Here is a 26,930-nt window from a genome sequence, read left to right as displayed (position 1 = left end):
CGTCATTACGAAGCTCGGGCTGCCATCGATGCCGTCGGTCAACTAAACTTTGACCTTAGAGTTCAGTGAATAAAGGCAGCAAATCCTGATCGACCAATCGCTCTTCAATAGCATTGGCGACCTTTACATGTTCCCGATTTGAAGCAGAGAAAGGCTCATCGACAACGCTGACGATGAGGGTGCCTATCCGCTGCTTACCATCCGAGACCGGAATCAGGTCGCGAGCCTCTGGCACTTGTTGCGCGGTGAGAACTCTCGGCAAATAAAGCATCCAACCGGCGCCGGGCCGTTTTTCGAAGACCTGCTGCCGCGAAAAATACTTGAATGGCCCGACCTGAACGCTCGACGCGGACCAGATGCGCGCCGCTTCCGAAACAACGTCCGTCACCAGTGTTGCGTGCTGAAATCCGACAATGCCTTTCATCTGGAAGGTCACCGAGCACACACTATCAATGCCTTGGGAGTCAGAAAAAGCAACGCCACCGTCTCCCTCTAAGCCATTCCATACCCCGAGCGACCAGACGCTAGTGCCGTTGGATAGAGCGGAACTCTTCGCCATGGTAATCGCCGCGCTGGTCGGTCCCTTGGCATCGAAAGCAGCGTTTAACCGAGACGCTTTTTCGGAATCCGCAGCTGGATACCATTTGTCGACGGGTAAGCCGGCTCGCGTCAGGACGTTCGCAAACTGCCAAAGTCGGTTGTATTCCGACTCGATGGTCGGCAATTGCGGGTCAGCTACGCGATAGGTGACATCAATGTTCAAATGAAAGCCCATTCGACAGAGGCTTCCCAAGTCCGCAAATGGTCTCGCTTAAAGTTCCGTATACAGCGGAAGCAGATCCTGATCGACAAGTCTCTTTTCGATAGCGTTCGCGACGGCCACGTGTTCCTTGTTCGTCGCAGAGAACGGCTCATCAATCACACTGACAATGATGGTGCCCCTCTGCCGCTTGCCGTCCATCACAGGAATAAGATCACGCGCCTCCGGAATTTGCGCGGCGGTGAGGACGCGCGGCAAATAGAGCATCCATCCAGCGCCCGGGCGCTTTTCAAAAACTCTGTATTCCGATGAATATCGGAACGATCCGACTTCAACACTCAGCGCCGGCCAGATATGGGTCGCTTCAGTCACGATATCTGCCACGACATCACATTTTGCAAGAGACATGACACCTTTAGTCTGCAGGCTTAAGACGCACAAACCATTCACAGAGAGTTGGTCCGTGAAAGCCGCGCCCCCATTGCCCTCGATCCCGTTCCACGCGCCAAACGAGCGTACGTGCGGATACGCCTGCCTTTCGGCCTTTGCCATCGCTATGGCAGCTGTCGTCGGTCCGGTGGAATCGAAAGCCCGGTTGAGAAGTGACGCTTTCACGTTGTCCGCTGGCGGAAACCAGCCATCGATCGGAAAACCCGCGACTTGCAATGCGCTCGCAAATTGCCACAACCGGTGATACTCGGATTCGATCGTCGGCAATTCGGGCGCAGACAGACGGGAAGTCAATTCGAGGTTCAGACTGTAATTCATGATGTCGTCAATTCCAGTTCACAGAAGCGGGCGCAGCTCAGTTCGAATAAGTGGAGCGGCGAGCGTGAAAGCTCGCGTGAAATACCGGTAACTCAATCGCTGCATGAAATACCAGTGAAGCTGGGCGGGTGGATTGCCAACCACGATATCGTTCTGGGTAGACGCCTGGTCGACTATTTTTCGGACCCCGGATACTCTGAAAAAGAATTTCGGCTCCCCTGTCTCTGGATCAAAAAACTGATCATAATTCGCCTTGGCCTCTTCCAACTGACACAACGAAGCACGGAACCCATCGAAGTCGAGCCCGCTGAAATTCCACTCGGTATTCGGCGCGAAGCCCGTCACCTGCGCCTGATACGTGCGCGAGGTATCTGACATATTCCAGTTCCGCGTCACGAGGTTACCCGCGTCCGGTGGACACTTCTTGCACGCTTCGTCCGTCTTCGGCATGGTTCGCGCGACAGGTTGGGTCTTGCTCTTGTCTTGCGCCTGATCGCCGGGTAGCGACAGGATTCCCGCCACCGCGGTCCCGCCTAGCAAAGCGGGGAATGCTTCGGCGAGCAGCGCGCCCGCTCCTTCGACGAGCGGAATTGCCAACACAGCCATCAACGCTTCTCCCTATCCAGATCAATCAACTTCCGCCGGGTCACCGCCAGCAGATCCTCGAACCGCTCCTCGACCGGTCGTCCCGGCTTCGCGAGCCAGGCCGCGATCCCCGGCTTGCGATAAAACTCCGGAACGTCCGCCTCGATATAAAGGAACTCCACCAACTCTTTGTCCTGCCGAAACCCCATGCGCTTCGCGTCTCCATACGCCCGCACCAGGCGGTCGAGCAAGGTCGGATCGTTGGCATAGCGCGGGGCGTCGCGCACGATATCGTCACGAATCGTCGCGACAAAATTGCGTTCGTCGCTTGCGCACAAGGCGGCCCATTGGTCTGCGGTCAGTTCAAGCATGGTGAGAGACGTGAAAGCGTTTGCCTTCCGCAAGGCCGTGCCACTCGTCCACATCGCCGAAATAAGCGCGACGTCTTTCGGTGTCGAGCGCATTGAAGAGCGGCACGAAAACACGCGGATCCCAAAACCGGAGCAACGCAATCTTGCCATTGGGCAGTTTGCTGTTGAGCTTGCGTTGAAGTGTCCGCACGAGCGACTCGATATCCTGCGTGCTGAATAACCACATCACACCAGGCCGCGCTGTTTCCAGTTCATCGAGTGAAGCCACCACGTCGGCATCGGGTTGCGCGATGTCCACAAGCCATGGTCCAGCGGATGCCAATGGCTCATCTTCTGTGCCGGCGAAAAGCGTGTGCACAGTGCCCCAGCGGCGCCGCAAGCCGTGGCCGAAATGCTGTTCGTACTGAAGGCCATCGACCAGCGCATACGCACGCAGCCCCGGCGTATCCGCGCGCAAACGCTCCAGCCGTTCAGCGAGAGTCGCCGGGATCATGAGCGCACGACAGTGGAAGCGCCCGTTTCTGCGGCATGAGCGAGGCACTCGCGACACAACGTCGGCGCGACTGTGGACTCCGCCGCCGCGGCCGTCGTGCCCTCCATCGACGCAGGCACATTGCCGGTGGTCTCGGATTGCGCGGCGATCAACACCGCACCGCACGAGGTCTTGTCGCCATGAAAAGCGAGCGGCACGCCTTCCACGGTCATCGCCGGATTCTGCGATGTCACGATCGGAAACGTACCGTCGCATTTTGGGCAGTGGACGAGATCGCCGAGTCGGGCGGCGCGCCGACCGCTGTCGCCGACGGCGATGGTCGCCGAAGCGGAAACGATCTTGCCGCCGTGCGACGTGCTATCGCCTTCACATGCGATCGAAGTCATAAGTCGCCTGCCATCAATTTCGAATGTCGAATCACGTTCAAACTAGGTCCGTTTGCTGTGGCGCCCACCGCTGAAGTCGACGGTGCTGATGAAGAACACACCCACGGCGAAGAACGGTAAGCCGATCGCAAAGAGAATGGCCGGCAGTCCCCAGTGTTCCCAGAAACTATCGATCATCGCGCGGTCGGGCGTGTTCGCGTCGTAGAGAACATTAACCTCGTCACCACTTTCGAGATCGTTATGCGATGACGACGACCCCTGCGCAAAAGAGACCTCTTTCCCTGTCTCCGTCTTGAACACGACGATCGCCGAATACATATGCGCGCGCGGCTGATAAGGCCGTTGGGCCTCCTGTACTTCGACAACTCGCCCGGTCGTACGCTTATAACTCCCAATGATCTGCCGCTCGCGCATCGCGGAAGCGGCAGCCCCCAGCAGAAACCCAGCTCCGATCACAATCGGGATCAGGCAGACCAACAGATTCTGCCGACCGCGTTTGCGTCTCGCCTGCGAGTACGACAAAGGCGTGGCCTGTTTAACTTTCCCGCGCTCGATCACGAACATCACCGCGCCAATCGCCGAAAACACAACACTGAGCAACATCACCACGCCGATCGGAAACCAGCGCTGCCCAAAGTCGTCGATGATCGCCGAGTGTGCGGGGTCCGTCGGGTCGTAGAACACGCGCAGGGTTTGGCCGATGTCGTAAGCCGGCCGCGTCGACGACGTCTGGCCGGTGATCTGCTCCCGATCACCATGTGCGGTCGTGAAGACGATCACCGGCTGATACGAACGCCAGCTTCGGCCGCCTTGGTCGTAACTCACCACGGTCCCTTCGGCGACCGCCATGCGATGGGTGGTCATCAGCGAAGACACTAGCCAGAACAGCGAAAAAAGTAGGGCGCCGAGACTGAGCGTCAGGATGACGAGCGTGCTTCGACTATACGGCGACTGGACGACGGTTGAGTTCATCATTAGCGGGCGGTCGGAGCGTGCAGGCGTATCTCATTGTTGTCGGGGATCAGTCATTGCATAACCGGCTCGCTCCGGTTAAGTACGCAGCGAAAGCCCACGTCGGATTTCGCGCTGTCAGGCGCCACGCCGACCCGGTCGATCACGAGATGAATTCGACTATCGGTTGCATAACGAACGCTGCGGAGGGTACCCGTCGTGGGACCGTGCGGATTGCGCGATGGACTGTGACTGTAATAGTTCGCATCGAACCAGTCATAGGTCCACTCCTTGCCGTAGCCGAACACGTCCGACATGCCTAGTTTGTTGTCGCCGTAAGTCCCCACGGGTCGGCTGAATTCCGGCGCCGGGCTAGTTCCTTTGCCCTTCGCCGTGATCAGCTCGTCCATCTGGGTCACGTCATATTTGCCGTCAACGACCGGCACTTCCGTGCTCGGAATCACCCACTTCTCGCCACGTGAGCGCGCCGCGTATTCCCATTGCGCTTCCGTGGGGAGATCCAGCGGCAAGCCGGCGACATCGCCCGCCCATTTGCAGAAGTCGCGCGACTGCTGCCACGTCACGAACGCCGCGGGGAAGTCCGGAAAGCGATACTGCAGATCGAAGGCCTCGCGAATTCCAACCGGCGGCAAATGTTTGGCGCGTGTATAGAGATCGAAATCGGCGAACGTCACGCGATGTTTCAGGATCGAGTAACTATCGAGATCCACGTCGTGTGCTGGTCCGGCACCGTCATTGGCGGAGTAGGGGAGTTTTTCGGGAGAAGACTGAGGGCCGAAGTCGCCCATCACGAACTCCCCCCCCTTCACATAGAGGAGTTCCTTGCGAAGGCGGTCCTTCAAGGCGGCCAGTTCGTCGGCGTTGGGTGGCGGCAAGGTTTTGAAATAGTCCTGCAGGATGCGCACCGTGTCGTCGTACGGTTTTCCATGAGCCCAGCTCAACACGGCATTGATATGTTCCCATACGCTTTTGGGCGGCGATGGCGTCGTGATTTCGCGAATCAGGCGGGTCCTGTCGGCCGGCGCATTCGCGTCGATCTTGTCTGCAAGAGCGGCGCGTGACAGAAGTAGCACGGCCACGGCCGCCACTACTTTCAATGGCTTCACCGACACGCGGTAAGACAGATGACTCATGAAACGCAACTCCTCTTGTTCGTTATTTGAACTGCCACTGACTGTCAAGCTATCTGGGTATCAGTGCCCGCGGTGCGAGTCGGATCGAGCCATGCGACATTCGTTCCTTCCTGCATGGCATACCTGGGCGTGTCGTTGAATGCAAAGCGAAAGCCGGGGGCGGGTGCGTCGCGAGGCTGGCTCTCGAGCATCGCCAACTGATCCATGCCGATGAATCGACCGATCTCGGCACGCGCAAACTGCGCATCGCCCTGTTGACTGAAGTCAGGCGAGGTCGATTGATAAACATTCTTGACTTCGTTCTTCACCTGCGCGGCCGCGATGATACGGCTGATCGCCGACGCGGCTTCGAGGCGAAGATCTTCGAATTCATCGCCGATCGCCTTTAGTGCGTAAACCAGATAGCCCTTCACTTCCGCGAGACTGTTGAGCAACGCATCGTTCGCGTTGTGAATGGCCTCGATAAACTGCCTCGGCTTGGTTCGGACGAATTCCTGCAAGGCCGACATGAGTTCGCGCTCCTGCTGGCCGACGTAGTTGCCGATTTCACGGCCGGTGACGATGGCCAGCGTGCACATGGCACAGAACGTCTTGAACGCGGTGTCGGCAAAGTACTTGAGATTCCGGTCCCCGGCGTAAGCAATCTGCGTCTTGGCCCACCACACGAATTCGCCCATATAGACGACATCGACCACCGCTTCGATATCGCCTTTCAAGCCGACGCCGGCGCATAGTCCCGCTTTCATCAGGATGCGGAACTTGCCGTCGTATGTGATATGGAACGCGGCCTGCGCGCCCGCGCCGGCTTGTGCGCTGGCGCCGGGCTTGATGGACGCGAAGGCGGTCCATTTATCCCTTTTCTCCTCGGGGCGCCGCCACTGAAACGCGCCTTCGATCGATGCTTCGGCCTCGACGCCTACAAACGCCTTGAGGTCTCCCCCGGCGTCTGTTTTATCCTCGACCTTCGTGACGTCGACCTTGGCGGTCTTCATTTGCGCCAGGTCTCGCTTGGCACGCGTGCCTCGCACTTGCTGGGTCTTGCCGTCACGACCCAGCTTGAATTCAATGCCGCCCTCAGCAAGCAGACTGGCGCCGCACGAAGCGCCGGCCTTCAGCGTGGCGGCGAGACGAAAGAAGCCCAGATCGGTATCCGGCGTGTGGGCCCACGAGTATGCGCCGGAAGCCTCTTGCGTCGGCGCGGGAATCCAGAGTTGCAGGCCCGCTTTCGATGGCAGGAAGAACTTGGCCTGAAGATTGCCGTCGGCGAGGACCGCGCCAATTTCGCCTTTTCCTTTGGCAGACACGGCAATTTCGCCGCGCAGGTGCAATGCGTCGTCGAACGATTTGACTGTGCTCTCGACCTTCGCGCTCGCACCGGCTCCCGCGAAAAGCCGCAACATTTGCGCACCACCGGAAAACTCGCTCATCGCGTCGGGATCGTCCGGCGACTTGAAATTGGCGTTCTTATTGAACGCAGCCGTCATTTGCAATGTCCAGTCGCATCCTAACGGATCCGTCTTCCACTCGTGATACTTGGTCTTCTTCAACGCCGAGTTGAGCTTGTCATTCATCTTGTCGTGGTCGAGTTCGTACTTTCCGGTCGACGGGTCTTTCTTCAGAAATGACTTGAGCTGCGGCTTATCCGAATCCAGCTTGTAGCGGCGGAAATGATTCGCGACCTTCGACGAACGAACATAAGTCAAGCGTTGACCAACATAGGCTTCAGTGCCGGATTTGAATTTCTTGAGCGGCATGAGCTCCCATACGCCATCCTTATTGAATGCCGGCGTATCGGTCAATTCCTTGTGGACGGCCTGGGTTGCGGCTTCTTCCTTCTGTATCGCGGCCTTGAGGCTCGCTTCGAGTTGCGGCCGGAGGGCGACGTTGCCTTGCTGATCGAGCCAGTTGGCATGGGCCGCGCCAAGTTGCTGACGGGCTTCGATGAGGTCCTCGGACAATTTGCTCATCAACGCGATTTCGTTCGCGACGGGCTCGATCGATTCGACCGGACATTCGAAAAGCTCGGCCGTCTCGGGATAGAAGAAGTAAAGCGGTACCTGTTGCGCTTTGGCATCCGCAACGCTTCCCGTTTGGTCGTTGGTGCAACTCTGCCCCGCGACTTTCTGTTCGCTCATGGTCTCAACTCGCCCGTTATGTGGTTGTGTTCCTAGACCCAGTCGTCCTCATGGAACATCTTCAACTCCTGTTCCTTAGTACCGGTGAAGACCCGCACGGTTTTGCCCTCGGCGTCGGTAATGCCGCGGGCCAGCACCTGACCATCGCCGCTTTCAATGCGGTAAGGCGCGAGCGGCATCACGTTGCCGGTGGTCTCGTCCTTCAGGATGAATTGCTGGTCGTTGACCACACTCTTGGGCAATGCCGCGGGTTGCCCGTCGTAGCGCGTCGGGCCGGTGAACGAATGTTCGGAGCCTTTGATATCCACCTGGCCCGGCGCGTGAACCTGAATGTTTCCGCCGCTGATGCGGATATAGGCACCGCCCGACGTGAGCAGAATTTCTTTTTCCGCACTCAACTGGATGGCATCGGTGGAGGATGAAATCTTGATGCCTTTGCTCGCAAGCACGTCAATGCCGCCTGTCTGCGCCTGAATCTCGAGCTTGCCGCGCGCGGCGATCAGTTTCATGCCGAGCTTGTATGCGAACAGGCTGATCTTATCGACCGCATTTGCGACGAGGCTCTTGCCGATCGCAACATTGATATCGGTGTTCGCGGATATCGTCGCGTTCTCGCCCGCATGGATATGGACGCTCTCCGGCGTGGTGATTCCTACGCCTTTGGGTGAAGCGAGCAACAGCACGGGATCGCTGAAGCCGTTGGCTTGCCCAGTGCCGCCTGACGTCTCCTGTCCTTGCGCGGAGGAAGCCGGCAAGGCAGGCGAAGCGCTTCCGCCGTAGCTCGACTGGGTGGCATTTGTGAAGGTCTTCAGCGAGTCGATCGCTTGCATCTCGGCTGCACCGTGTTGTTGCGCAGTGTCCGCCGTTGCGCTCAACAACTGCTGACCTGCGGTCAACTGACCGCGCGCTTCGGTGGCGTCGAGTTGTTCACCGCTCGCGGCCGGACGGCCAAACGTGCTGATATAGAGACCTTTCTGCGAGCGGATCGCGCCGTATGCGTCGGTGGCAAGTTCGAAGCCGGTGCCGCGGAATGCGCCACGCGTGTTGTCGGTTTGCGAGACCAGATAGCCGAGATTTAACTGTGCTGCAGTTTGCGTGCTGTAAAGCTGCACGCGATTCTGGCCGGTGGAATCGTCGAGCACTAGCTGGTTATACCCCGAGCCTTTATGTTCCTTCGACTTATAGCCGGACAACTGGCCTTGGGTGTGCCACTGCGGCGAGCTTGCGGAGTTATAGACGCGGCCTGTGATGAGCGGCCGGTCAGGATCGCCGTCAATATACGTGATGATGACTTCCTGACCGATGCGCGGCACGAACACGCCGCCCCAGTTGCTGCCGGCATTCGGGTATGACACGCGCACCCAGCAGGATGCCTTTTCGTCGCCGCTATTGATCCGGTCCCAGTGCATGCGGATCTTCACGCGATTCAACGAGTCCGTAAAGACTTCTTCGCCCGGGGGACCGACAACCGTTGCGGTCTGCGTCGGCATGACGGGTTTGTGATGCTCCAACGGACTGCGAAAGGGAATGCTGCGCCGCTGAGCCTCAATGGTCGCCATGAAGAACCCCGTGCTGCCGTCGCCGCTCGGAATCAGCGCGGACGGCTGCGCAGGGCCGAAATTGGCGCGCGTAGTTTTGACCTTGGTCTGGAGACTATGCGGGAAATCGGCACCGCTGCGTGATACCGGCAGATTGTTCTCGATCACCCACTCCACTGCGAGCACGGCGAATTGCCGCTCCTGCTCGTTGCCGCCTGAATGATCCGGATGATCGACGAGTTCAAACCACTGCCCTGCATCGAGCCGCCGCACTGCGCCTACGCCATAGAAACGCTTTGCGCGCGACTCCCACTCTTCCATGCGGATCTTCGAAAGCGCGTCGCCACGGTCCTGCTCGCGATAAGTGTACGCACCGGAATATTCATAGACTTCCGCCTGCGAAGGCAATGAACCTTGATTGCCGACCGTCGGGATATTGGTGCCTTTTGCATATTGCGGCGATTTATAGTCGAATGTACTCGTGACAAGCGAGGTGCTTTGCAGCGTTCGGGTGCCGGACCATTGAACGAGCGCGTCGGTTTCGCTGTTTGTGCCCGCCCGATAGAACGCCACGCTTTGCGGTGAAGCAGGTTTGAACGAATCCAGATTGTCCGTCACCACCAACTTGTGCGACTGTCCGTCTTTGGCCTGTTCAAAATAGCTGTACCAGCCTTCAGCTTCCATCAAACGATTGACGAAATTCCAGTCGTCTTCGTACTGAACGCAGAATGACCGCGGCTGAAGCGGCTTATTCAGCGCAAAGCGAAAAGCGCCTTGGGCTTGAGGATGCTGATTGAATACGTTGGTAATAATTTCATCAACCGTCACGTCCTGCCAGATGCGCGCATCACGCCTGAAGCGCAGAAAATGCAACCAGCATGCAAATGCGATTTGATAGCTGGTCAGCCCGCCATCCGAGCCGAGCCGGCGAGCGGTGTGAACGAAGCCGTGCACTGGCCGATACGATTTGTCGGTTTGCTGGATCCATAGCGTAACGGGCTGCGCGATAAGCCGTTTGAGCTCGATGTTTTCGTCTGTAGACGCGACGTCGACGGTAAATGCGTAATCGCGACCTATGCGACTCGTTCCCACTGCCCGCTGGACGAGCAACGCATTTGCACCGATAGGTGTATCCAGTTTAAGCAAACGCTCATTCTGGAAGATTCCCGAACGAATTTGTTCGATCAGGTCAGCTGCGCCCATTTTTAGCACCCCGTCTTGTCACGTACTGTTTCCCGCCGCAGATTCTAAGTCTGATGATAGAGGATAGTAAACATTCTTTATTCGTTTCTGGTAAAGGCGGCGGCGACGAGAAATACGTCCCGATCAAATTGTTAAATTCCACAAATCGGAAATATTTTCCTTGACATCTGCGCGTTACGGTAATCGGCCCCAATGGGAAAAATGGGACTCGCGACAATGAGTTGCCTTAAAAACGAATCCCTTGCCGAGCGGAGAAACACAAGCCAGGGAGCAGAAGATAACCGCTCGACTTATAAGTGCTTACGGGTGGCACTTGCGATGCGACTTATGGAGTTGTGCTGGCTGGCAGTTGCGAACGCGATAGCCTACCGTGTGCGAATATGTACCGTCTCGCGTTCGCGCGCAGGAAAACAACGTCATCCGACCAACAAACATCATCGACATGTAGCCTGTCGCTCACCGATAAACCAGGGCGGATGGTTCCGAAAGTCATACATTGACACCGATGCGGGTTCGGAAAAACCGCCATTAAAGTTCCCACTAATGATTCGGTCGACAGGTTGACCCGTCACGGTGGAATCAGCGTGGTAAGCGTTGCGGGAGCCATAGCATTGATCACAATGCAAGCCGTTCAACGCAACTCAACGCAACGTTAAACGTGACGCCGTCTGTTTGCACCCGCCCACATTGAACATCGATAGCGCGCCGGCGAGAATTTGAACAACTGCGCGACCTGCTCCGGACGTCTGCGCCCAAGAATGCACAGCAGCGCATGCCCCAAGAACTAGAAAGATAGATTGAACAAACGAATTCCTCAATGGTCATGATGCCAATCGCATGCAATCCGACGTCCCCGCAATTTTGCGAGCCGGCGGGATCGCTAGTAGAGTGCTCGACTAGACGTGGAGACATTCAAAGTACGATGACCAACCCTAATGCGACGTTGATGATAAGGTATGTTGTTAGAGTTGGCGCTGGATGAATTCGCAGCGTTAGCGAACTGAAAATTGTTGCGAATGGGGAATCTTTGCCTCTCGACGGAGCCAAGCCATTCCATGCTGCCCGGATCAGGACGGTGTCCCTGCCCATCCGAGATATCGAAATAATGTTGTTTCAAGTATGACAGCCATTCATCCCTGCCGGGACTCGATTCGGTAGTTTCGCAATATTCGTATTAATGGCCAGCCATGCAGCTACGATAAACGCAAACGTAAAAGGTCTTCTTCATTGAAAATCGGTCTCTACAAGGATATTAACAGACCACCTGACATCGAGGAAGGTAATACCGAGACAGCCGACGAGGAAGACGCCGACAGCGACGAACGCCTTGCTCGGTTTCTACTTGTGGAAACACGTCCCGAACAGCCTGCGTTCCGAAAGGCAATGTTTGCTGCTTACGGTTGGTCAATGTGCCATCTCTGGTTGCGACATTCCGGAGGCGCTTGAAGCGGCGCACCTTCGTGGTCGCAAATGGCGCGAAGGCCATAACGCGGCTGAGGACGGTATCTTGCTTCGCCGCGACCTGCACATGTTATACGACCGAGAGCTTCTTGATTTTGGTGAAGGGGTGGCCCTTTTCAGCGACCGCAGCTAATTTTCCCGCTCTGGCTTACGTCGGAAGCAGACGCATCTTGTTCATAGGCGTCAGTCCGCGTTGGAGCTTGATAATTTTCCGCAACAAGTGATGTGGCGAACGGTGTATTGCCCAGATAAACCAGCATCCATTACCCGCACCACCGTCTCGCCCATCTAACCCCACGCACCGCCTCAGCCTGATCGTCCCCACACGATCCGCCCAAAAATCCTCCTCAACTTCGCCCCTCTCGCCGCATTCACCATCTCGACATGCGCTAGCCGCCCAGCCAGGTGCGAGCGGAAATCTGGATGCCCATCCCGGTTCTGCGACTCCACGCCCAACTTCGCACAATTTGTAAGAACCGCCTTTAAAGCATCGAACTCCGAGCGCGCAACATTCACATGCTGATTCACGACCACACTAGCAAGCTGCTGCCGTGCGCCGCGTTGCATCACGCGCGTCTTCCTCAAATTGACCGCGAACCCTTCCTCGATAGCAATCGCCGCCACCCGAATCGAGAGACGCGTCGCCATTCGCGCCAAATCGTCACCACCGGAAAACGCGAGATCGTCCGCATATCGCGTGTAACTTGCTCCCACAGACCGCGCCAAGCCGGCAAGCCGCATGTCCATCCGATAAGCGCATAAGTTCGCGAGCGCAGGCGAAGTCGGCGCCCCTTGCGGCAGATGCCGATTCCGATACCGTTGGCGCTCCTGCCAGTCGGTTTTTTCGCGCAGATCCGGCGCGAGTAAACGGCCACTCGGCACCCGATTGGTACACAGGCCCGTCAAAGACCGCGCAACGCCCTTCGGAAAACCCAAACTCCGCCAGACTGAGTAAACTCGCCCGGCATGTATGGATGCAAAAAAATCCGTGAGATCGAAGCGAATCACAACCGCTTTCCCCACATGAGGAGCGGCAAAGCTCACCGTGCTCCGACCGCGTCGAAAACCGTGCACCGCGTCGTGAGGAGGAATCTTGTCCAGCAGGCCGCGCAGCACTTTACGCTGCAAGCCCCGCAAACGCGACTTGGGAATCTCGATGATCCGGCATCGACCGTCACGCTTATCGGCCACCATGTACGAGTAGTGATGTAGTGGCGTGGCCGCCTGCTGCGCCGGGACGCGCCAGTGGTCGGCAAACCAGTCGAGCTCATCGGGTTCGACTTCCAGCCACGCAGCCAGCTCGGCAAGCGTCGCCAGTTGCGGCAACACCGCGTCTTGTAACCATGGCGGCGCGGGTCGCTGTGAAGGCGGGCGAATCAGAGTGCGAACGACGCGAGGCGGCGTCTCGCTTCTCCATGCGGAGACAAAGCCCGTCGTCTCCGCAACGACCTTTGATATCGCCGACGGATCGACGCTATCCCAACGCGCGGCAAAACGTTGCGCAACCCTGGACGCCAGACCTTTCATCCAGTCCGCTGGCTCCCCCAGCGCACACGTCATCCGCTCCACAATCGCAGCGGGTTCGGGCGGTCCCGCCAGCATGGCATTGGCTATCGCATTAGTGACGGTTTGCAGCGTGGATAACGACATGGGGCAAGAGAGCGGGGCGACCAGTCAACGCGTCTTGTGCTGCGTGAGCTGCATTGCGCAACGCGCAAATCAGGCTCATGCGACGAACTGCGGAGGTCATTCATATCCACGGGGTAACCCCGTAGTGCCCGGAACGTAAGCTGCCCGCACCTGAGCAAGCTTGACCAGCCGTCCCGCGACGGAAAGATATGCGATGCCGCCAAACCTTGTCAATGCCTTGGTACTCCGAAACAATCTTGCAACACACCGCCGCTTCCGAAATGCGGGAATTACCGCATGAGTCCGACAACGACTCCGCTGCTTCCGTAGTCACCGAGTGGCGTGCAAGTTATCCACACCCGCCTTTGGACAACTCGTGTAAAAGCATCCTCACACCTTGTGAGCGAAACCTTGATAAATACCGCAGGCAGCGAGACCTGCCAAAACTTCTCCCTGGCTCCCAGGCGCTGTTCACGTTTACCGCGCAGGGTTATGGACTCGGCAAGCCCTTGATCCATAAACGAGGTTCGAGGTTATCCACAGCCAGGTGCACTGCTTGTTAACTATTACTACGTATACATATACAAGGACTATAAAAACCAGAGAGGCATCCGCCAAGCCCGCTGCGCAAACATGCACGCAGGTAACGAAGGTCACGGAAGGCGATCAAACCAGCGGCAAACAGATCTCCGTAAGCAACTCGGTAGGCGCGGTCTCCTTGGGACTATTCAAATACTCCTCGAACACGGGCGCATCGGCGGCTTCACGCCCTGACTGCACAAGCCACGTCCCGTATAGCCACTCATAAGCCGCACGCATATCGCTGTACGGGCCTTTGTGCCGCAACACTGCATATTCGCCGCCGCGCACCTGCGCGACCGACACAGGCGGACTCGCCGTCACCGCCATCCGAACCGGACGAGGCAACAGCACCCCGGCCTTCGAACGCAGCTCGTCCTGCTCCACGACGCCCGGATCGTCGTAGTAAATGCCGATCATGCGCATATCCGCCGCGAGCAGATTGTGTCTGGCCAGCCAGCCGAACAGCGCATCGAACGCTTTGCCGATTTGCATATACGGCCCGACATGATCGACCGACAAAATCTCCATCGGCTCGACTTGACGGATCACCACTTCATGCATCGTCATTTGCGTGTCTCCTGAGAGCGCCGGCCGAAACCGGCTATGCGTGCCTTCGTTGCGATATTGCGCGGGCGGCACGCCGAATGTCGCGCGAAACGTGCGGGAAAAGGATTGCAGGCTGCTATATCCGGAGCGCGAAGCGATTTCTGTGATCGGCATCGTTCCATTCGCCAGATAGCCGGCCGCGCGATGCAGGCGTAAGCGTCGAACGGTCGTAGCCACCGTTTCGCCATACATCGCCTGATAAATCCGGTGCCAGTGATACGGCGACAAGCACGCGATTTCCGCAAGTCGATCGATGTCCAACGGCTCGTCGAGATGATCGTAGATATGGTCGAGCACGCGGCCAAGCCGTGTTTCGTAGCGGGCGCGATTAGCTGATTCGTTCATGTTATTGCCGGCGTACAGGTCGTCAATGGGGTGCAAGCAGAGGAATTGAAACGAAAGTACCACGCACTCGTTTACCAAATCCTGCGAATCTGAAGCGCATTTTCACGCTCAACGAGTTAAGCGCCCGTTGACATACGCCGCGCAAAACTTTGCCGAATTTCGATAACACCTCGAATAATGGCTCACTACCATCGGCGAAAGCCTGCCCGCCCACGCACCGCAAAGCCTTGCGGCATCGAGCAAGCGGCAAACTCACGGAGCGCCCGATGAAATCAGAATCCAACGGTCAGCACGTCGGTAAAGTCACGCATCACGAGTTGAAGCAGACGCTCGGCACGTGGCAGCTATGGGGGATCGCGGTTGGACTCGTGATCTCCGGCGAATATTTTGGCTGGAGCTATGGATGGGCGAGCGCGGGTACGCTCGGCTTCGTCATCACGGCGATTTTTATTGCCGCGATGTACACGACCTTCATCTTCAGCTTCACCGAACTCACCACGTCGATTCCACACGCGGGCGGCCCGTTCGCTTATGCGCGTCACGCGTTCGGTCCGACTGGCGGCTATCTGGCCGGCGCGGCGACGCTCGTCGAATTCGTGTTCGCGCCACCGGCCATTGCGCTCGCAATCGGCGCTTATCTGCACGTGCAGTTTCCAGGCCTCGAGCCGAAACACGCGGCGATGGGCGCGTATCTCGTCTTCATGGCGTTGAATATCGTTGGCGTGCAGATCGCGGCGGCGTTCGAGTTGTGCGTGACGTTGCTCGCGATTTTCGAACTGCTTGTCTTCATGGGCGTCGTATCGCCCGGCTTCCAGTGGTCTAACTTCACGAAAGGCGGCTGGGCCGGCGCGGATACCTTCAGCATGGGCTCGTTCAACGGCATGTTCGCGGCCATCCCGTTCGCGATCTGGTTCTTCCTCGCAATCGAAGGCGTTGCAATGGCCGCGGAAGAAGCGAAAAACCCGAAGCGCTCAATCCCGATTGCCTACGTCGCCGGCATCCTGACGCTCGTGGTGCTGGCCATCGGTGTGATGGTGTTCGCAGGCGCGGCCGGCGACTGGACCAAGCTATCGAACATCAACGATCCGTTGCCTCAAGCGATGAAGTTCATCGTCGGCGAAAATAGCGGCTGGATGCATATGCTCGTGTGGCTCGGCCTGTTCGGTCTGGTCGCGTCGTTTCACGGCATCATCCTCGGCTATTCGCGGCAGATTTTCGCGCTGGCACGCGCGGGGTATCTGCCGGAGTGGCTTTCCAAAGTGCATCCGCGCTTCAAGACGCCGCATCGCGCGATTCTGGCTGGCGGTGTGATCGGCATCGCAGCGATCTACAGTGACGAGCTGATCCAGTTCGGCGGCCAGACACTCACGGCGAACATCGTGACGATGTCCGTGTTTGGCGCTATCGTGATGTATATCATCAGTATGTTGTCGCTATTCAAGCTGCGCCGCACGGAGCCGAACATGGAGCGTCCGTTCCGCGCGCCGCTGTTTCCGCTGTTCCCCGCGTTCGCGCTGGTGGCCGCGGTGATCTGTCTGGCGACCATGGTGTACTTCAACTTTCTGGTGGCAGTGGTGTTCGCAATCTTCCTCGCGCTAGGCTACGTCTATTTTCTGTTGACGCGCCATCAACGCGAGGCCGCGCCGGCGGACGCGTTGCTCGAAGAATGACGGACGAAGCCGCTGCCCGTGTAGCGGCGCTGGAGTCGTAAAAATGAGCTATACGGAGACAATCGGCAGCCGTACCTATCGCTTTGCCGATCTGAAGACACTCATGGCGAAGGCGAGCCCGCAACGCTCGGGCGATCAACTCGCAGGCGTCGCGGCGGCGAGCGAAGAGGAGCGCGTGGCCGCAAAGATGGCCCTCGCCCAGGTGCCGCTACGCACGTTCCTCAACGAAGCGCTGATTCCGTATGAAAGCGACGAAGTGACGCGTCTCGTCATCGACGATCATTCGCCGCAATCGTTCGCCGAGATTTCGCATCTGACGGTCGGCGACTTTCGCAACTGGCTCTTGAGCACCACGACGAATGCCGATGCGCTCACGCGCATCGCCGCCGGCCTCACGCCCGAAATGGTCGCGGCTGTATCAAAGCTCATGCGCAATCAGGATCTGATCGCAGCGGCGCGCAAGCGTCCGGTGATCACGCGCTTTCGCAACACGGTCGGTTTGCCGGGGCACATGTCGGTGCGTTTGCAACCTAATCATCCAACGGATGACGTCAAGGGCATCGCGGCCTCGATGCTCGACGGCCTCATGTACGGCTGTGGTGACGCGATGATCGGCATCAATCCGGCCAGCGACAATCTTGCCGCGATCACCAGACTGCTGCTGATGGTCGATGAATTCCGGCAGCGCTATCAGGTGCCGACACAATCGTGCGTGCTGACGCACGTCACCAACACGATCGCCGCAATCGAAAAAGGGGCGCCGGTGGACCTTGTGTTTCAGTCGATTGCAGGCACGGAGAAAGCGAACGCTGGTTTCGGAATCTCTCTCTCGCTGCTGCAGGAAGCGTATGAAGCTGGGCTATCGCTCAAGCGCGGCACGGTGGGCAACAACCTGATGTACTTTGAAACGGGGCAGGGCAGCGCGTTGTCGGCGGATGCGCATTTCGGCGTCGATCAACAGACTTGCGAAGTGCGCGCCTATGCGGTCGCGCGTAAGTTCAATCCGTTTCTCGTGAATACCGTGGTGGGTTTTATCGGCCCCGAGTATCTGTACGACGGCAAGCAGATCACGCGCGCGGGTCTCGAAGATCACTTCTGCGGCAAGCTGCTGGGCGTCCCGATGGGTTGCGACATCTGCTACACGAATCATGCGGAAGCCGACCAGGACGACATGGACAACCTGCTCACGTTGCTAGGCGTGGCGGGCATCAACTTCATCATGGGCATTCCGGGCGCAGACGATGTGATGCTCAACTATCAGAGCACGTCTTTCCACGATGCGCTCTATGTGCGCGATGTTCTCGGCTTGCGCCGCGCACCGGAGTTCGAAGAATGGCTCGAGTCGATGCAGATCGCCGACGCGCGCGGCGCATTGCTGAGCGCGTCGACACAGCAACCGCTGCTGGAAGGCGTGCGCGACTGGATGGGTATCGAATGAGCGACTTTGTCGACAAGAACCCGTGGAACGCGCTGCGCCAGTTCACCAACGCGCGCATTGCATTGGGCCGAGCGGGCAACAGCCTGCCGACTGCGCCGTTACTCGCGTTCAATCTTTCGCATGCGCAAGCGCGCGACGCCGTGCATCATCCGCTCGATACCGACGCATTGCACGAGCAACTGCGTGCGCAGAACTTCAGAACACTGGATGTGCACAGCGCCGCGCCCGATCGCGAACACTACTTGCGGCGTCCCGACCTTGGACGACGCTTATCCGAAGAGAGTCGCGCAGCGCTCGCGCAATTACCCGACGAATCGCCCGATGTAGCGTTCGTGATCGGCGACGGTTTGTCGGCCTTTGCCGCGTCGAAGCAAGCCATTCCGTTGCTGCACGCAGTCACTCCGCTGCTCGTGGATTGGACGATCGGTCCAGTCGTCGTCGCGCGGCAGGCACGCGTTGCACTCGGCGACGAGATCGGCGAATTGCTGAATGCGAAGATCGTCGTGATGCTGATCGGCGAGCGGCCGGGTCTCAGCTCGCCCGATAGTCTCGGCATCTATATTACCTACGCGCCGAAAGTGGGCTGCAGCGACGCACAACGCAATTGCATTTCAAACGTGCGTCCTGAAGGACTCGACTATCCGTTAGCGGCGCACAAACTGCATTATCTGCTTACCCATGCACGGCGCCTCGGTCTCACCGGCGTGGGCCTGAAAGACGATAGCGACACATCGCTGCCTGGCACGCCGGCAGCGCCTGCCATCAGCGCAGAGCCAAATGCAAGCGCAAAGCCGAACTCAAATCCAGGCTAACTCACGCATCGGCCCGCTGGACCGGATGCGCTTTGAGCCATGCATTCTCGTCGTCGTCGAACAAACGGGAACGCGTTAGAAAACGCAGACCACTAGGCCGTTCCAGCGAAAACATGCCGCCGTTGCCCGGCACCACGTCGATAACCAACTGCGTGTGCTGCCAGTACTCGAACTGCGAATCGCTCATGTAAAACGGCACGCCTGCCAGGGTGCCGAGCTTCACGTCGGACGAGCCGACCATGAATTCGCTCCGGGGAAACAGCATTGGTGCGCTGCCGTCGCAGCATCCGCCGGATTGATGAAACAGCACCTCGCCATGTTCCGCGCGCAACGTGTCGATCAACTCCGTAGCGGCAGGAGTCGCAATCACGCGCGCTACTTCTTTTATGTCGGCCATTGTGCCCTCGCTGAAACACAGCGAGCCGCACAATGCGGCCCGCTCTGCAATTAACGCTACGCCGCTAACGCTTAGAAGAAGCCGAGCGGTTTCTCGCTATAGCTGACGAGAAGGTTCTTGGTTTGCTGGTAGTGGTCGAGCATCATCTTGTGATTTTCCCGGCCGATGCCCGACTGCTTGTAGCCGCCAAACGCTGCATGCGCCGGATACGCGTGATAGCAATTGGTCCACACGCGGCCCGCCTGGATCTGCCGGCCGAAGCGATAAGCGCGCGTGCCGTCGCGAGTCCACACGCCGGCGCCCAAACCGTAGAGCGTATCGTTGGCGATCTCGAGCGCTTCGTCTTCGGTCTTGAACGTGGTCACTGACACAACCGGCCCAAAGATCTCTTCCTGGAAGATGCGCATTTTGTTGTGGCCGCGAAACACGGTCGGCTTTACGTAATAGCCTTTGCTCAACTCACCGCTCAACGTGTTGCGCTCGCCGCCAATCAGACACTCGGCGCCCTCCTGCTTGCCAAGGTCGACATACGACAGGATCTTCTCCAACTGTTCCTGCGAAGCCTGCGCACCGATCATCGTCCTCGTGTCGAGCGGGTGACCTTGCGTGATGGCCGCGACGCGCTTCAATGCTCGCTCCATGAAACGGTCGTAGATCTTTTCGTCGATTAGCACACGCGACGGGCACGTACATACTTCGCCCTGATTCAGCGCAAACATCCCGAAGCCTTCGAGTGCCTTGTCGAAGTAGCTGTCGTCCTGATTCATCACGTCGGCGAAAAAGATGTTGGGACTCTTGCCGCCGAGTTCGAGCGTGACAGGAATGATGTTCTGACTCGCGTATTGCATGATGAGGCGGCCGGTCGTGGTCTCACCGGTAAACGCGATTTTCGCGATGCGCTTGCTCGATGCCAGCGGCTTGCCCGCTTCAAGCCCGAAGCCGTTCACCACATTCAGCACGCCGGCAGGCAGCAGATCCTGAATCAGCTCCACGAGTACGAGAATCGACGCAGGCGTTTGCTCCGCCGGCTTAAGCACGACACAGTTGCCGGCCGCGAGCGCGGGCGCAAGCTTCCACACGGCCATCAGGATCGGGAAATTCCACGGGATGATCTGGCCCACCACGCCGAGCGGTTCGTGGAAGTGATATGCAACGGTGTCGTCGTCGATCTCGGAGATCGAGCCTTCCTGAGCGCGCACTGCGCCGGCGAAATAGCGGAAATGGTCGATGGCAAGCGGAATATCGGCGGCCATCGTTTCGCGCAGCGGCTTGCCGTTGTCGATCGTTTCAGCAACTGCGAGACGCTGCAGGTTCGCTTCCATCCGGTCGGCTATGCGGTTCAAAATGTTCGCGCGATCGGTCGTCGAGGTTTTGCCCCACGCTGCTTTAGCACGGTGCGCCGCGTCGAGCGCGAGTTCGACATCCGCTTCACGCGAACGTGGGATCGAGGTGAACGGCTCGCCTGTGATCGGCGATACGTTGTCGAAGTACTCGCCCCCCGCGGGCTTTACCCATTCGCCGCCGATAAAGTTCGCATATTGCTTCTTGAAGGGGAATTCGGTCGTCAGAAACTGCATCTCCGCGTGATTCATCTGTGTGCTCCTCACATGTCTGAATGGGCAATAGCCGGCGCGATGTTACGCTCGGTTGCAATCCGTTGAAGCCGGCCGCGTCACCGTAGAGCCAGATCTATGCCAATGCACCTGGCTGGTGAGTCATGCACGCACGGCAGGCACCGGCGCACCGGGGCGCGTGTTTTTACTTCGAATCGAAGGCGGCGTGGCGCGTCGTTTCGGATCAATGCGGTTGTTGCTGTTCACGAATTGAACAGCGGCGCGGCGCGTGCGGAGGCAATCAGTGCGGTAAGCAGGCGCGCGCGATCGGCATGGGACTTGCCTTGTTTTTTCTCTTCGATACTCCATCGCGCGGATTCGCCATGACGATCGGAACCCTCAACAGCAACGCGGCGAGCGCTGTGTGCACAAGCTCCACGCTCGCGCCGCAGCCAAGCTTCTGCGTGCAGACGCATGTCGCTCACGACGCAGACGAACAGGCGCGCAATCTTCACGGCTGGCACCAGACCTACGATCAGTTGACGGCGGGAAGCTTTGTCGGCGGCTTGACGGAGTTGTGCCTCGATTACATGCAGGTGTTTGTCGAAACGACGAGCCACACCTTGAGGCAAACGTGCGAAGTGCAGAAGGACGCGTACTGGTTCGGCATTCCGACGTGCCGCGCGGGCTCGGGCCGCATCGACGCGCAAGTCATCGGTGGCGACGCGCTCGCCTTTCGTCCGGGTGGCATCGAGTTCGAACTGCTGACGTCGGCGGGCTACGAGATTTTCGGCGTGGTCGTGAAAGGAGAGGTGTTGCGTCGCTACGCAGCGGAAGTGGAGCGCGCGAGTCTTATGGAGCCATTGCCGGACACCGAGGTCGTGACGGTCGGCATGGCCCGCAAGGAGCGTGTGTGTGCTTTGCTGCGTGAACTTCTAGAGCACGGCGCGGCGAGCGCTGCGCCGTTGTCGTCGACCGCGCGCGAGAACTTGCAGGCGTCGGTGCTGGCGTCGCTGTTCGACGCTGGCGCATTGCCCGCTTCTTCTGAACCGATGGCAATGCCGGCGCGCGCGCGCCGTCAGTCGATCGTCTCTGAAGCGCGCGATTATGTGCTCGCCAATCGCGATCGCGCGGTCGGTGTGCCGGAGCTTTGCGAACGTCTGCATGTGAGCCGGCGCACGCTGCAATACTGCTTTCAGGATGTGCTCGGCATGGCGCCGGCAACGTATGTGCGGGCGATCCGCCTGAACGGCGCGCGCCGCGATCTGTGCAACGCATCGCGCGACTCCCGCTCGGTGCAGGACGTGGCGGCCGCTTGGGGCTTCTGGCATATGAGCCAGTTTGCAACCGATTACCGTAAGCTCTTCGGCATGCGGCCCTCGGATACCTTGAAGGCCACGATTGGCGTCAAATCCGTCACGAGCAGCCGCTTATCTGCGCACTAGTTGCCTCATTGCGTGACGCGTTGCGCTTTCTATTTGCGCAGCAAGCGCAAGCCGTTGGCCACTACCAGCAAGCTCGCGCCAACATCGGCGAAGACAGCCATCCACATGGTGCCGAGACCCATCACGGTCAACACCAGGAACACGCTCTTGATGCCGAGCGCGAGCGCGATGTTTTGCACCAGCACGGCATGCGTCGCTTTCGAGAGGCGGATGAAGAGCGGGATCTTGCGCAAGTCGTCGTCCATCAACGCGACGTCGGCAGTTTCAATGGCCGTGCCGGTTCCCATCGCGCCCATCGCGAAGCCGATGTCGGCGCGTGCAAGCGCGGGCGCGTCGTTGATGCCGTCGCCCACCATGCCTATCTTCGCGCCCTCGGCCGACCACTGCGCGATGGCGTCCAGCTTGTCTTGCGGCAACTGATTGCCGCGCGCTTCGTCGATACCCACTTGCTGTGCGATTGCGGCAGCCGTATGCGGATTGTCGCCGGTGAGCATGGCCGTGGCGACGCCCACGCGGTGCAATTCGGCGATAGCGGTGGAACTCGTCTCCTTCACCGTATCCGCGACGGCGAACAGCGCGAGGACGCGCCGGGCGTCGCTTAACACGACCACTGTCTTGCCTTGCCGTTCGAGTGCGTCGAGCCGCGCTTCGAGTGACGGCGAGCATCGCCCGAGTTCTTCAGCGAGCCGATGATTGCCCAGCCAGTACGTCAAGCCGTTTATCTCGCCGCGCACGCCGCGTCCCGCGAGCGCTTCGAACGAATCGACAGTGACGTTGCCCACACCGTCGTTCTTTGCTGCCGCCGCAATTGCCATTGACACAGGATGATCCGAGCGCGCCGCAAGACTCGCGGCAAGCGTCCGGCACCGCGCGGTGTGGGCGTCGGCATGGGCATCGGCATCGGCATCGGCATCGCCGAGCATCGCAAAATCGGTTTGCACCGGTTTGCCGTGCGTGATCGTGCCGGTTTTATCGAACGCCAGGCGGCTCAGCTTGCGGCCTTGTTCCAGGAAAGCGCCGCCCTTGATGAGAATGCCCTTGCGCGCGGCTGCGGCAAGACCGCTGACGATAGTCACCGGCGTCGAAATCACGAGCGCGCACGGACACGCGATCACCAGCATCACCAGCGCCTTGTAGATCCACGCTTGCCACATCCCGCCGAAGAAGAGCGGCGGCACGAGTGCCACCGCGAGCGCAACGGCGAACACGAGCGGCGTGTAGAAGCGCGCGAACTGGTCGACGAAACGTTGTGTGGGCGCTTTGGTGCCTTGCGCTTCCTCGACGGCGTGAATGATGCGCGCAAGCGTCGTGTTGCTGGCCACCGCCGTCACGCGGTAGTCGAACGAGCCGGTCTGGTTGACGGTGCCTGCGAACACGGCATCGCCGACGGCCTTGTCGACCGGCAGACTTTCTCCCGTGATGGGCGCCTGGTCCACGCTCGAACGCCCTGCGACGAGCTCTCCGTCGAGTGCAATCCGCTCGCCCGGCCTCACGCGAACCAGCGCGCCGACCGCGATCGCGTTGAGATCTATAAGCCGCCAGGTGCCGTCGGGCTGCTGCACGCTCGCCTGTTCGGGCGTGAGTTGCATCAGCCCCTGGATTGCACTGCGGGCGCGGTCGAGCGACTTTGCTTCGATCAGTTCGGCGATGGTGAAGAGCACCATCACCATCGCCGCTTCGGGCCATTGACGCAGGATCAACGCACCGGTCACCGCAATGCTCATCAGCGCGTTGATGTTCAGGTTTCCGTGGCGAATGGCGAGCCAGCCCTTGCGGTACGTTGTCAGGCCGCAGGAAGCGATCGCGATGATCGCGAGACCCGCTGCCATCCAGACGGGTGCGCCGAGCCAGCCTGCAGCCTCTGAGGCTCCCGCAGCAACGCCGGCGAAAGCAAGCGGCCACCAAGGCCTCGGCTGACGAGGCGCGACCGGTTGAGTGGGCTGTTCAGCGGCCTGTTGCGAAGACTGTGAATCCGGGCGCGCGATTTCTGGCGTGAAGTCGAGCGAACGAAGCGCGGCGAGAATGGAGTCGAGCGCGTCGGGCGCGTGCGCAACGGTCAGCACGCGCTGCATGAGATTGAATTCGATGCCGCGCACGTCCGGCATGCGGCTGAACTTCTTGCGGATCAGCGCTTCTTCGGTCGGGCAATCCATTTGCATGATGCGGATCGCGGTGCGCACATCACCGCTAATCGCTTTGAACGGCAGCAATTGCGCCTCCAATCGCGCGGGGGCATGAGCCGAGGCGCCGCAACAGTCGCCACCCGCATGGTCATGTGCATGGTTTTCATGCTTGTGGGCGCAGGCGTCGGGCTGTTCGGCACGGTCGGCATTTGCCTCGTGAGCGTGCGGCATGGTGGCTTCCTCGTTCGATTTGTGGTCTAGTAAACACCTTGAAGCCACTACAAGGTCAAGGCCGGTATCGGGAGGGCCCATGAAAATCGGCGAATTGGCGAAAATCGCCCATTGCACGACCGAAACCATCCGTTTCTACGAGAAAGAAGGGCTGTTGCCCGAAGCGGAGCGCACCGAGGCCAATTACCGCAGCTACACCGCGACGCATGTGGAGCGGCTGCGCTTCATTCGCAATTGCCGCGCGCTCGACATGACCCACGACGAAATCCGCGCGCTGCTGCGTCTCACCGACGCGCCGGCTAACGGCTGCGGCGGTATCAATGATCTGATCGACGAGCATATTGCGCACGTCGATACGCGCATCGACGAACTGCAGCAACTCAAGGCGCAACTGCGCACGCTGCGTGAGCAATGCCACGGCGAACAGGCCGTCGAAGACTGCGGCATCGTGCAGGGTCTCAGCGAAATGGACGTGAGCGCGCCGCGTGCGCGGCATACGCATCTCGGTTGATGCGTCCAGTCGAATCAATAATCGGATCCAGTTGGAGAAGCAACGTGTTCACATGTAGAAATCAGTCCTGCGGCGCACAGTGGGAGCAGTCAGACGTCGTCATCAAGAACGAGGGACAGGGTCTGCTATTCCGTTGTCCGATGTGCGGCGCGCGCAATTATGTCGAGCGCTTTGAAGGGGACGACGGCTCGGTGCTGTACGAGCAGATGGAAGGCCGCCCCTTTCCCGGCCCCGTGGCCGAATAGTCTCTCGCCTTCAGCCGACAACGAGTCATCATCTTATGAACAGTCCCACCACCGCCGGCGCTCCGTTTAGTCAGTTGCCGCTGCCGCCCGCCGCGCTGGCGAATCTCACGCAACTCGGCTATGTCGAGATGACGCCGATCCAGGCTGCGAGCTTGCCCATCGCGCTCGCCGGCCACGATCTGATCGCGCAGGCGAAAACCGGCAGCGGCAAGACCGCTGCGTTTTCGCTGGCGCTGCTCGCGCGTCTCGACGTGCGCAACTTCGCCGTGCAGGCCATGGTGCTATGTCCGACGCGCGAACTCGCCGATCAGGTCACGCAGGAGATCCGCCGTCTCGCGCGCGCGGAAGAAAACATCAAGGTTCTGACCTTGTGCGGCGGCACGCCGATGCGTCCGCAAACCGCGAGCCTCGAACACGGCACGCATATCGTCGTCGGCACGCCGGGCCGCATCATGGATCACCTCGAGCGCGGCAGCCTGCCTCTGCAGTCGCTGAACACCCTCGTGCTGGACGAAGCGGACCGCATGCTCGACATGGGTTTCTTCGACGACATCGCGACGGTCGTCAAGCAATGCCCGAAGGAGCGGCAGACGCTGCTTTTCTCGGCCACCTACCCTGAAGGCATCGTCAAGCTCAGTCAGCAATTCCTGCGGAATCCGAAGGAAGTGAAGCTCGCCGAACGGCACGACAATACGAAGATCCGCCAACGCTTCTATGAAGTGACCGAGGACGAACGTCTGCATGCCGTCGGCCTGTTGCTGAACCACTATCGCCCGGTGAGCACGCTGGCTTTTTGCAATACCAAGCAGCAATGCCGAGATCTGCTGGACGTTTTGCGCGCCCAGAGTTTTCATGCGCTCGCGCTGCATGGCGAACTCGATCAACGCGAACGCGATCAGGTGCTCATCCAGTTTGCAAACCGCAGCTGCTCGGTGCTGGTCGCGACCGACGTCGCGGCGCGTGGCCTCGACATCGCGCAACTGGAAGCAGTGATCAACGTCGACGTAACGCCCGATCCGGAAGTGCATGTGCATCGTATCGGCCGCACCGGGCGTGCCGATCAGGAGGGCTGGGCGTTGAGCCTCGCGAGCATGAACGAGATGGGGCGCGTCGGCAGTCTGGAGCAGGCGCAAAAGCGCGAAGTCGAATGGCACAAGCTCTCCGAACTGACGGCGGCCAGCAATGAGCCGCTATTGCCGCCGATGGAAACGCTGCAGATTCTCGGCGGCCGCAAGGAAAAAATCCGTCCCGGCGACGTGCTCGGCGCGCTGACTGGCGAGGCGGGTTTCGCCGGCTCCCAGATCGGCAAGATCAACGTGACCGAGATGTCGACATATGTGGCGATCGAACGCAGCGTTGCGCGAGACGCGGTGCGCAAGCTGAGCGCGGGCAAGGTGAAGGGCAAGAAGGTCAAAGTCCGCTTGATGGACGACGCCTGATCCGGCGGCAAAGTGGCGGGGGCGGCGCGTCGGCATAGGTATGCCGACCGCTCCTGCCGCGACTATTGCTGCGGCGCATCGGCTCGGCCCCGCGTCGCG

General features: G+C 59.4%; 24 protein-coding genes. 9 read left to right on the top strand and 15 right to left on the bottom strand.

The window, feature by feature from the left end; genetic code table 11:
• Positions 1–55 precede the first annotated feature (55 nt).
• Genes JMY24_RS15365 through JMY24_RS15320 form a run of 10 tightly spaced genes read right to left on the bottom strand, consistent with a single transcriptional unit; the run spans position 56 to position 10,344 of the window.
• Positions 56–775 carry an immunity 52 family protein gene (locus tag JMY24_RS15365; protein WP_128594000.1) on the bottom strand — a complete coding sequence of 240 codons (720 nt, stop codon included), beginning with the start codon at positions 773–775 and terminating at the stop codon, positions 56–58.
• A gap of 36 nt (positions 776–811) precedes the next feature.
• A complete protein-coding gene (locus tag JMY24_RS15360) occupies positions 812–1,528 on the bottom strand; it encodes an Imm52 family immunity protein (protein ID WP_128594001.1) in 717 nt (238 codons plus the stop codon).
• Between the two features lie 18 nt (positions 1,529–1,546).
• Positions 1,547–2,134, bottom strand: a complete 588-nt coding sequence (locus JMY24_RS15355; RefSeq protein WP_128594002.1) for a restriction endonuclease fold toxin 5 domain-containing protein — start codon at positions 2,132–2,134, stop codon at positions 1,547–1,549.
• Positions 2,134–2,484 (bottom strand): hypothetical protein, encoded by a 351-nt coding sequence (locus JMY24_RS15350; protein WP_128594003.1) that lies wholly within the window; start codon positions 2,482–2,484, stop codon positions 2,134–2,136. The genes JMY24_RS15355 and JMY24_RS15350 overlap by 1 nt, the downstream gene beginning before the upstream one ends.
• The gene (locus JMY24_RS15345; protein WP_164853364.1) at positions 2,477–2,977 is read right to left on the bottom strand and encodes a DUF4123 domain-containing protein; all 501 of its coding nucleotides are present in this window, start codon (positions 2,975–2,977) and stop codon (positions 2,477–2,479) included. The genes JMY24_RS15350 and JMY24_RS15345 overlap by 8 nt, the downstream gene beginning before the upstream one ends.
• Positions 2,974–3,363, bottom strand: coding sequence for a PAAR domain-containing protein (locus JMY24_RS15340; RefSeq protein ID WP_128594004.1), 390 nt, complete (start codon positions 3,361–3,363; stop codon positions 2,974–2,976). The genes JMY24_RS15345 and JMY24_RS15340 overlap by 4 nt, the downstream gene beginning before the upstream one ends.
• 42 nt (positions 3,364–3,405) lie before the next feature.
• Complete coding sequence (locus JMY24_RS15335; RefSeq protein ID WP_201702343.1) at positions 3,406–4,338, bottom strand: DUF3592 domain-containing protein; 933 nt, start codon at positions 4,336–4,338, stop codon at positions 3,406–3,408.
• A 50-nt stretch (positions 4,339–4,388) separates the two neighbouring features.
• Complete coding sequence (locus JMY24_RS15330; RefSeq protein ID WP_134138942.1) at positions 4,389–5,468, bottom strand: formylglycine-generating enzyme family protein; 1,080 nt, start codon at positions 5,466–5,468, stop codon at positions 4,389–4,391.
• 44 nt (positions 5,469–5,512) lie between these two features.
• On the bottom strand, positions 5,513–7,603 hold the full coding sequence (locus tag JMY24_RS15325) for a hypothetical protein (protein ID WP_121306912.1): 2,091 nt from the start codon (positions 7,601–7,603) through the stop codon (positions 5,513–5,515).
• A gap of 32 nt (positions 7,604–7,635) precedes the next feature.
• A complete protein-coding gene (locus JMY24_RS15320; protein WP_128594008.1) occupies positions 7,636–10,344 on the bottom strand; it encodes a type VI secretion system Vgr family protein in 2,709 nt (902 codons plus the stop codon).
• A 1,327-nt stretch (positions 10,345–11,671) separates the two neighbouring features.
• Here JMY24_RS15320 and JMY24_RS15315 point away from each other — a divergent pair.
• A complete protein-coding gene (locus JMY24_RS15315) occupies positions 11,672–11,938 on the top strand; it encodes an HNH endonuclease signature motif containing protein (RefSeq protein ID WP_164853366.1) in 267 nt (88 codons plus the stop codon).
• A 173-nt stretch (positions 11,939–12,111) separates the two neighbouring features.
• Here JMY24_RS15315 and JMY24_RS15310 read toward each other — a convergent pair whose 3' ends face one another.
• Complete coding sequence (locus tag JMY24_RS15310; protein WP_328809202.1) at positions 12,112–13,134, bottom strand: reverse transcriptase family protein; 1,023 nt, start codon at positions 13,132–13,134, stop codon at positions 12,112–12,114.
• Between the two features lie 966 nt (positions 13,135–14,100).
• Entirely contained in the window at positions 14,101–14,967 is an 867-nt protein-coding gene (locus JMY24_RS15305) for an AraC family transcriptional regulator (RefSeq protein ID WP_128594010.1), read from the bottom strand.
• Between the two features lie 266 nt (positions 14,968–15,233).
• Between JMY24_RS15305 and eat the strand changes: the two genes are divergently transcribed.
• From eat to eutC, 3 genes are read left to right on the top strand one after another with little or no spacing between them, the layout of a single operon-like run.
• Positions 15,234–16,637 (top strand): ethanolamine permease, encoded by a 1,404-nt coding sequence (eat, locus tag JMY24_RS15300; RefSeq protein ID WP_128594011.1) that lies wholly within the window; start codon positions 15,234–15,236, stop codon positions 16,635–16,637.
• A 43-nt stretch (positions 16,638–16,680) separates the two neighbouring features.
• Complete coding sequence (locus tag JMY24_RS15295; protein WP_128594012.1) at positions 16,681–18,075, top strand: ethanolamine ammonia-lyase subunit EutB; 1,395 nt, start codon at positions 16,681–16,683, stop codon at positions 18,073–18,075.
• Entirely contained in the window at positions 18,072–18,887 is an 816-nt protein-coding gene (gene eutC, locus JMY24_RS15290; protein WP_128594013.1) for an ethanolamine ammonia-lyase subunit EutC, read from the top strand. Before JMY24_RS15295 ends, eutC begins: the two co-directional genes overlap by 4 nt.
• 1 nt (position 18,888) lies before the next feature.
• On the opposite strand, the gene JMY24_RS15285 is transcribed toward eutC, so the two are convergent.
• Complete coding sequence (locus JMY24_RS15285) at positions 18,889–19,284, bottom strand: DUF779 domain-containing protein (protein ID WP_128594014.1); 396 nt, start codon at positions 19,282–19,284, stop codon at positions 18,889–18,891.
• A gap of 71 nt (positions 19,285–19,355) precedes the next feature.
• A complete protein-coding gene (gene adh / locus JMY24_RS15280; RefSeq protein ID WP_201702339.1) occupies positions 19,356–20,876 on the bottom strand; it encodes an aldehyde dehydrogenase in 1,521 nt (506 codons plus the stop codon).
• 344 nt (positions 20,877–21,220) lie between these two features.
• Between adh and JMY24_RS15275 the strand changes: the two genes are divergently transcribed.
• Complete coding sequence (locus tag JMY24_RS15275; protein WP_128594015.1) at positions 21,221–22,282, top strand: helix-turn-helix domain-containing protein; 1,062 nt, start codon at positions 21,221–21,223, stop codon at positions 22,280–22,282.
• Between the two features lie 29 nt (positions 22,283–22,311).
• Here the strand turns inward: JMY24_RS15275 and JMY24_RS15270 are convergent, their stop codons facing one another.
• A complete protein-coding gene (locus JMY24_RS15270; RefSeq protein WP_459564425.1) occupies positions 22,312–24,492 on the bottom strand; it encodes a heavy metal translocating P-type ATPase in 2,181 nt (726 codons plus the stop codon).
• A 24-nt stretch (positions 24,493–24,516) separates the two neighbouring features.
• Here JMY24_RS15270 and JMY24_RS38370 point away from each other — a divergent pair, with 24 nt between their 5' ends.
• From JMY24_RS38370 to dbpA, 4 genes are read left to right on the top strand one after another with little or no spacing between them, the layout of a single operon-like run.
• Complete coding sequence (locus tag JMY24_RS38370; protein WP_236597407.1) at positions 24,517–24,666, top strand: hypothetical protein; 150 nt, start codon at positions 24,517–24,519, stop codon at positions 24,664–24,666.
• A 49-nt stretch (positions 24,667–24,715) separates the two neighbouring features.
• Entirely contained in the window at positions 24,716–25,147 is a 432-nt protein-coding gene (gene cadR / locus JMY24_RS15265; protein ID WP_128594017.1) for a Cd(II)/Pb(II)-responsive transcriptional regulator, read from the top strand.
• Positions 25,148–25,191: 44 nt separating this feature from the next.
• Positions 25,192–25,392 carry a hypothetical protein gene (locus JMY24_RS15260; RefSeq protein WP_128584204.1) on the top strand — a complete coding sequence of 67 codons (201 nt, stop codon included), beginning with the start codon at positions 25,192–25,194 and terminating at the stop codon, positions 25,390–25,392.
• Between the two features lie 35 nt (positions 25,393–25,427).
• Positions 25,428–26,831 (top strand): ATP-dependent RNA helicase DbpA, encoded by a 1,404-nt coding sequence (gene dbpA, locus JMY24_RS15255; protein WP_201702337.1) that lies wholly within the window; start codon positions 25,428–25,430, stop codon positions 26,829–26,831.
• Positions 26,832–26,930: the final 99 nt, after the last annotated feature.

Origin of the sequence: Paraburkholderia kirstenboschensis (genome assembly GCF_904848585.1) — a bacterium.
GTDB classification, from domain to species: domain Bacteria; phylum Pseudomonadota; class Gammaproteobacteria; order Burkholderiales; family Burkholderiaceae; genus Paraburkholderia; species Paraburkholderia kirstenboschensis.
Note: the sequence above shows the minus strand (reverse complement) of the source record. Positions and strands in the feature narration are given on the sequence as shown.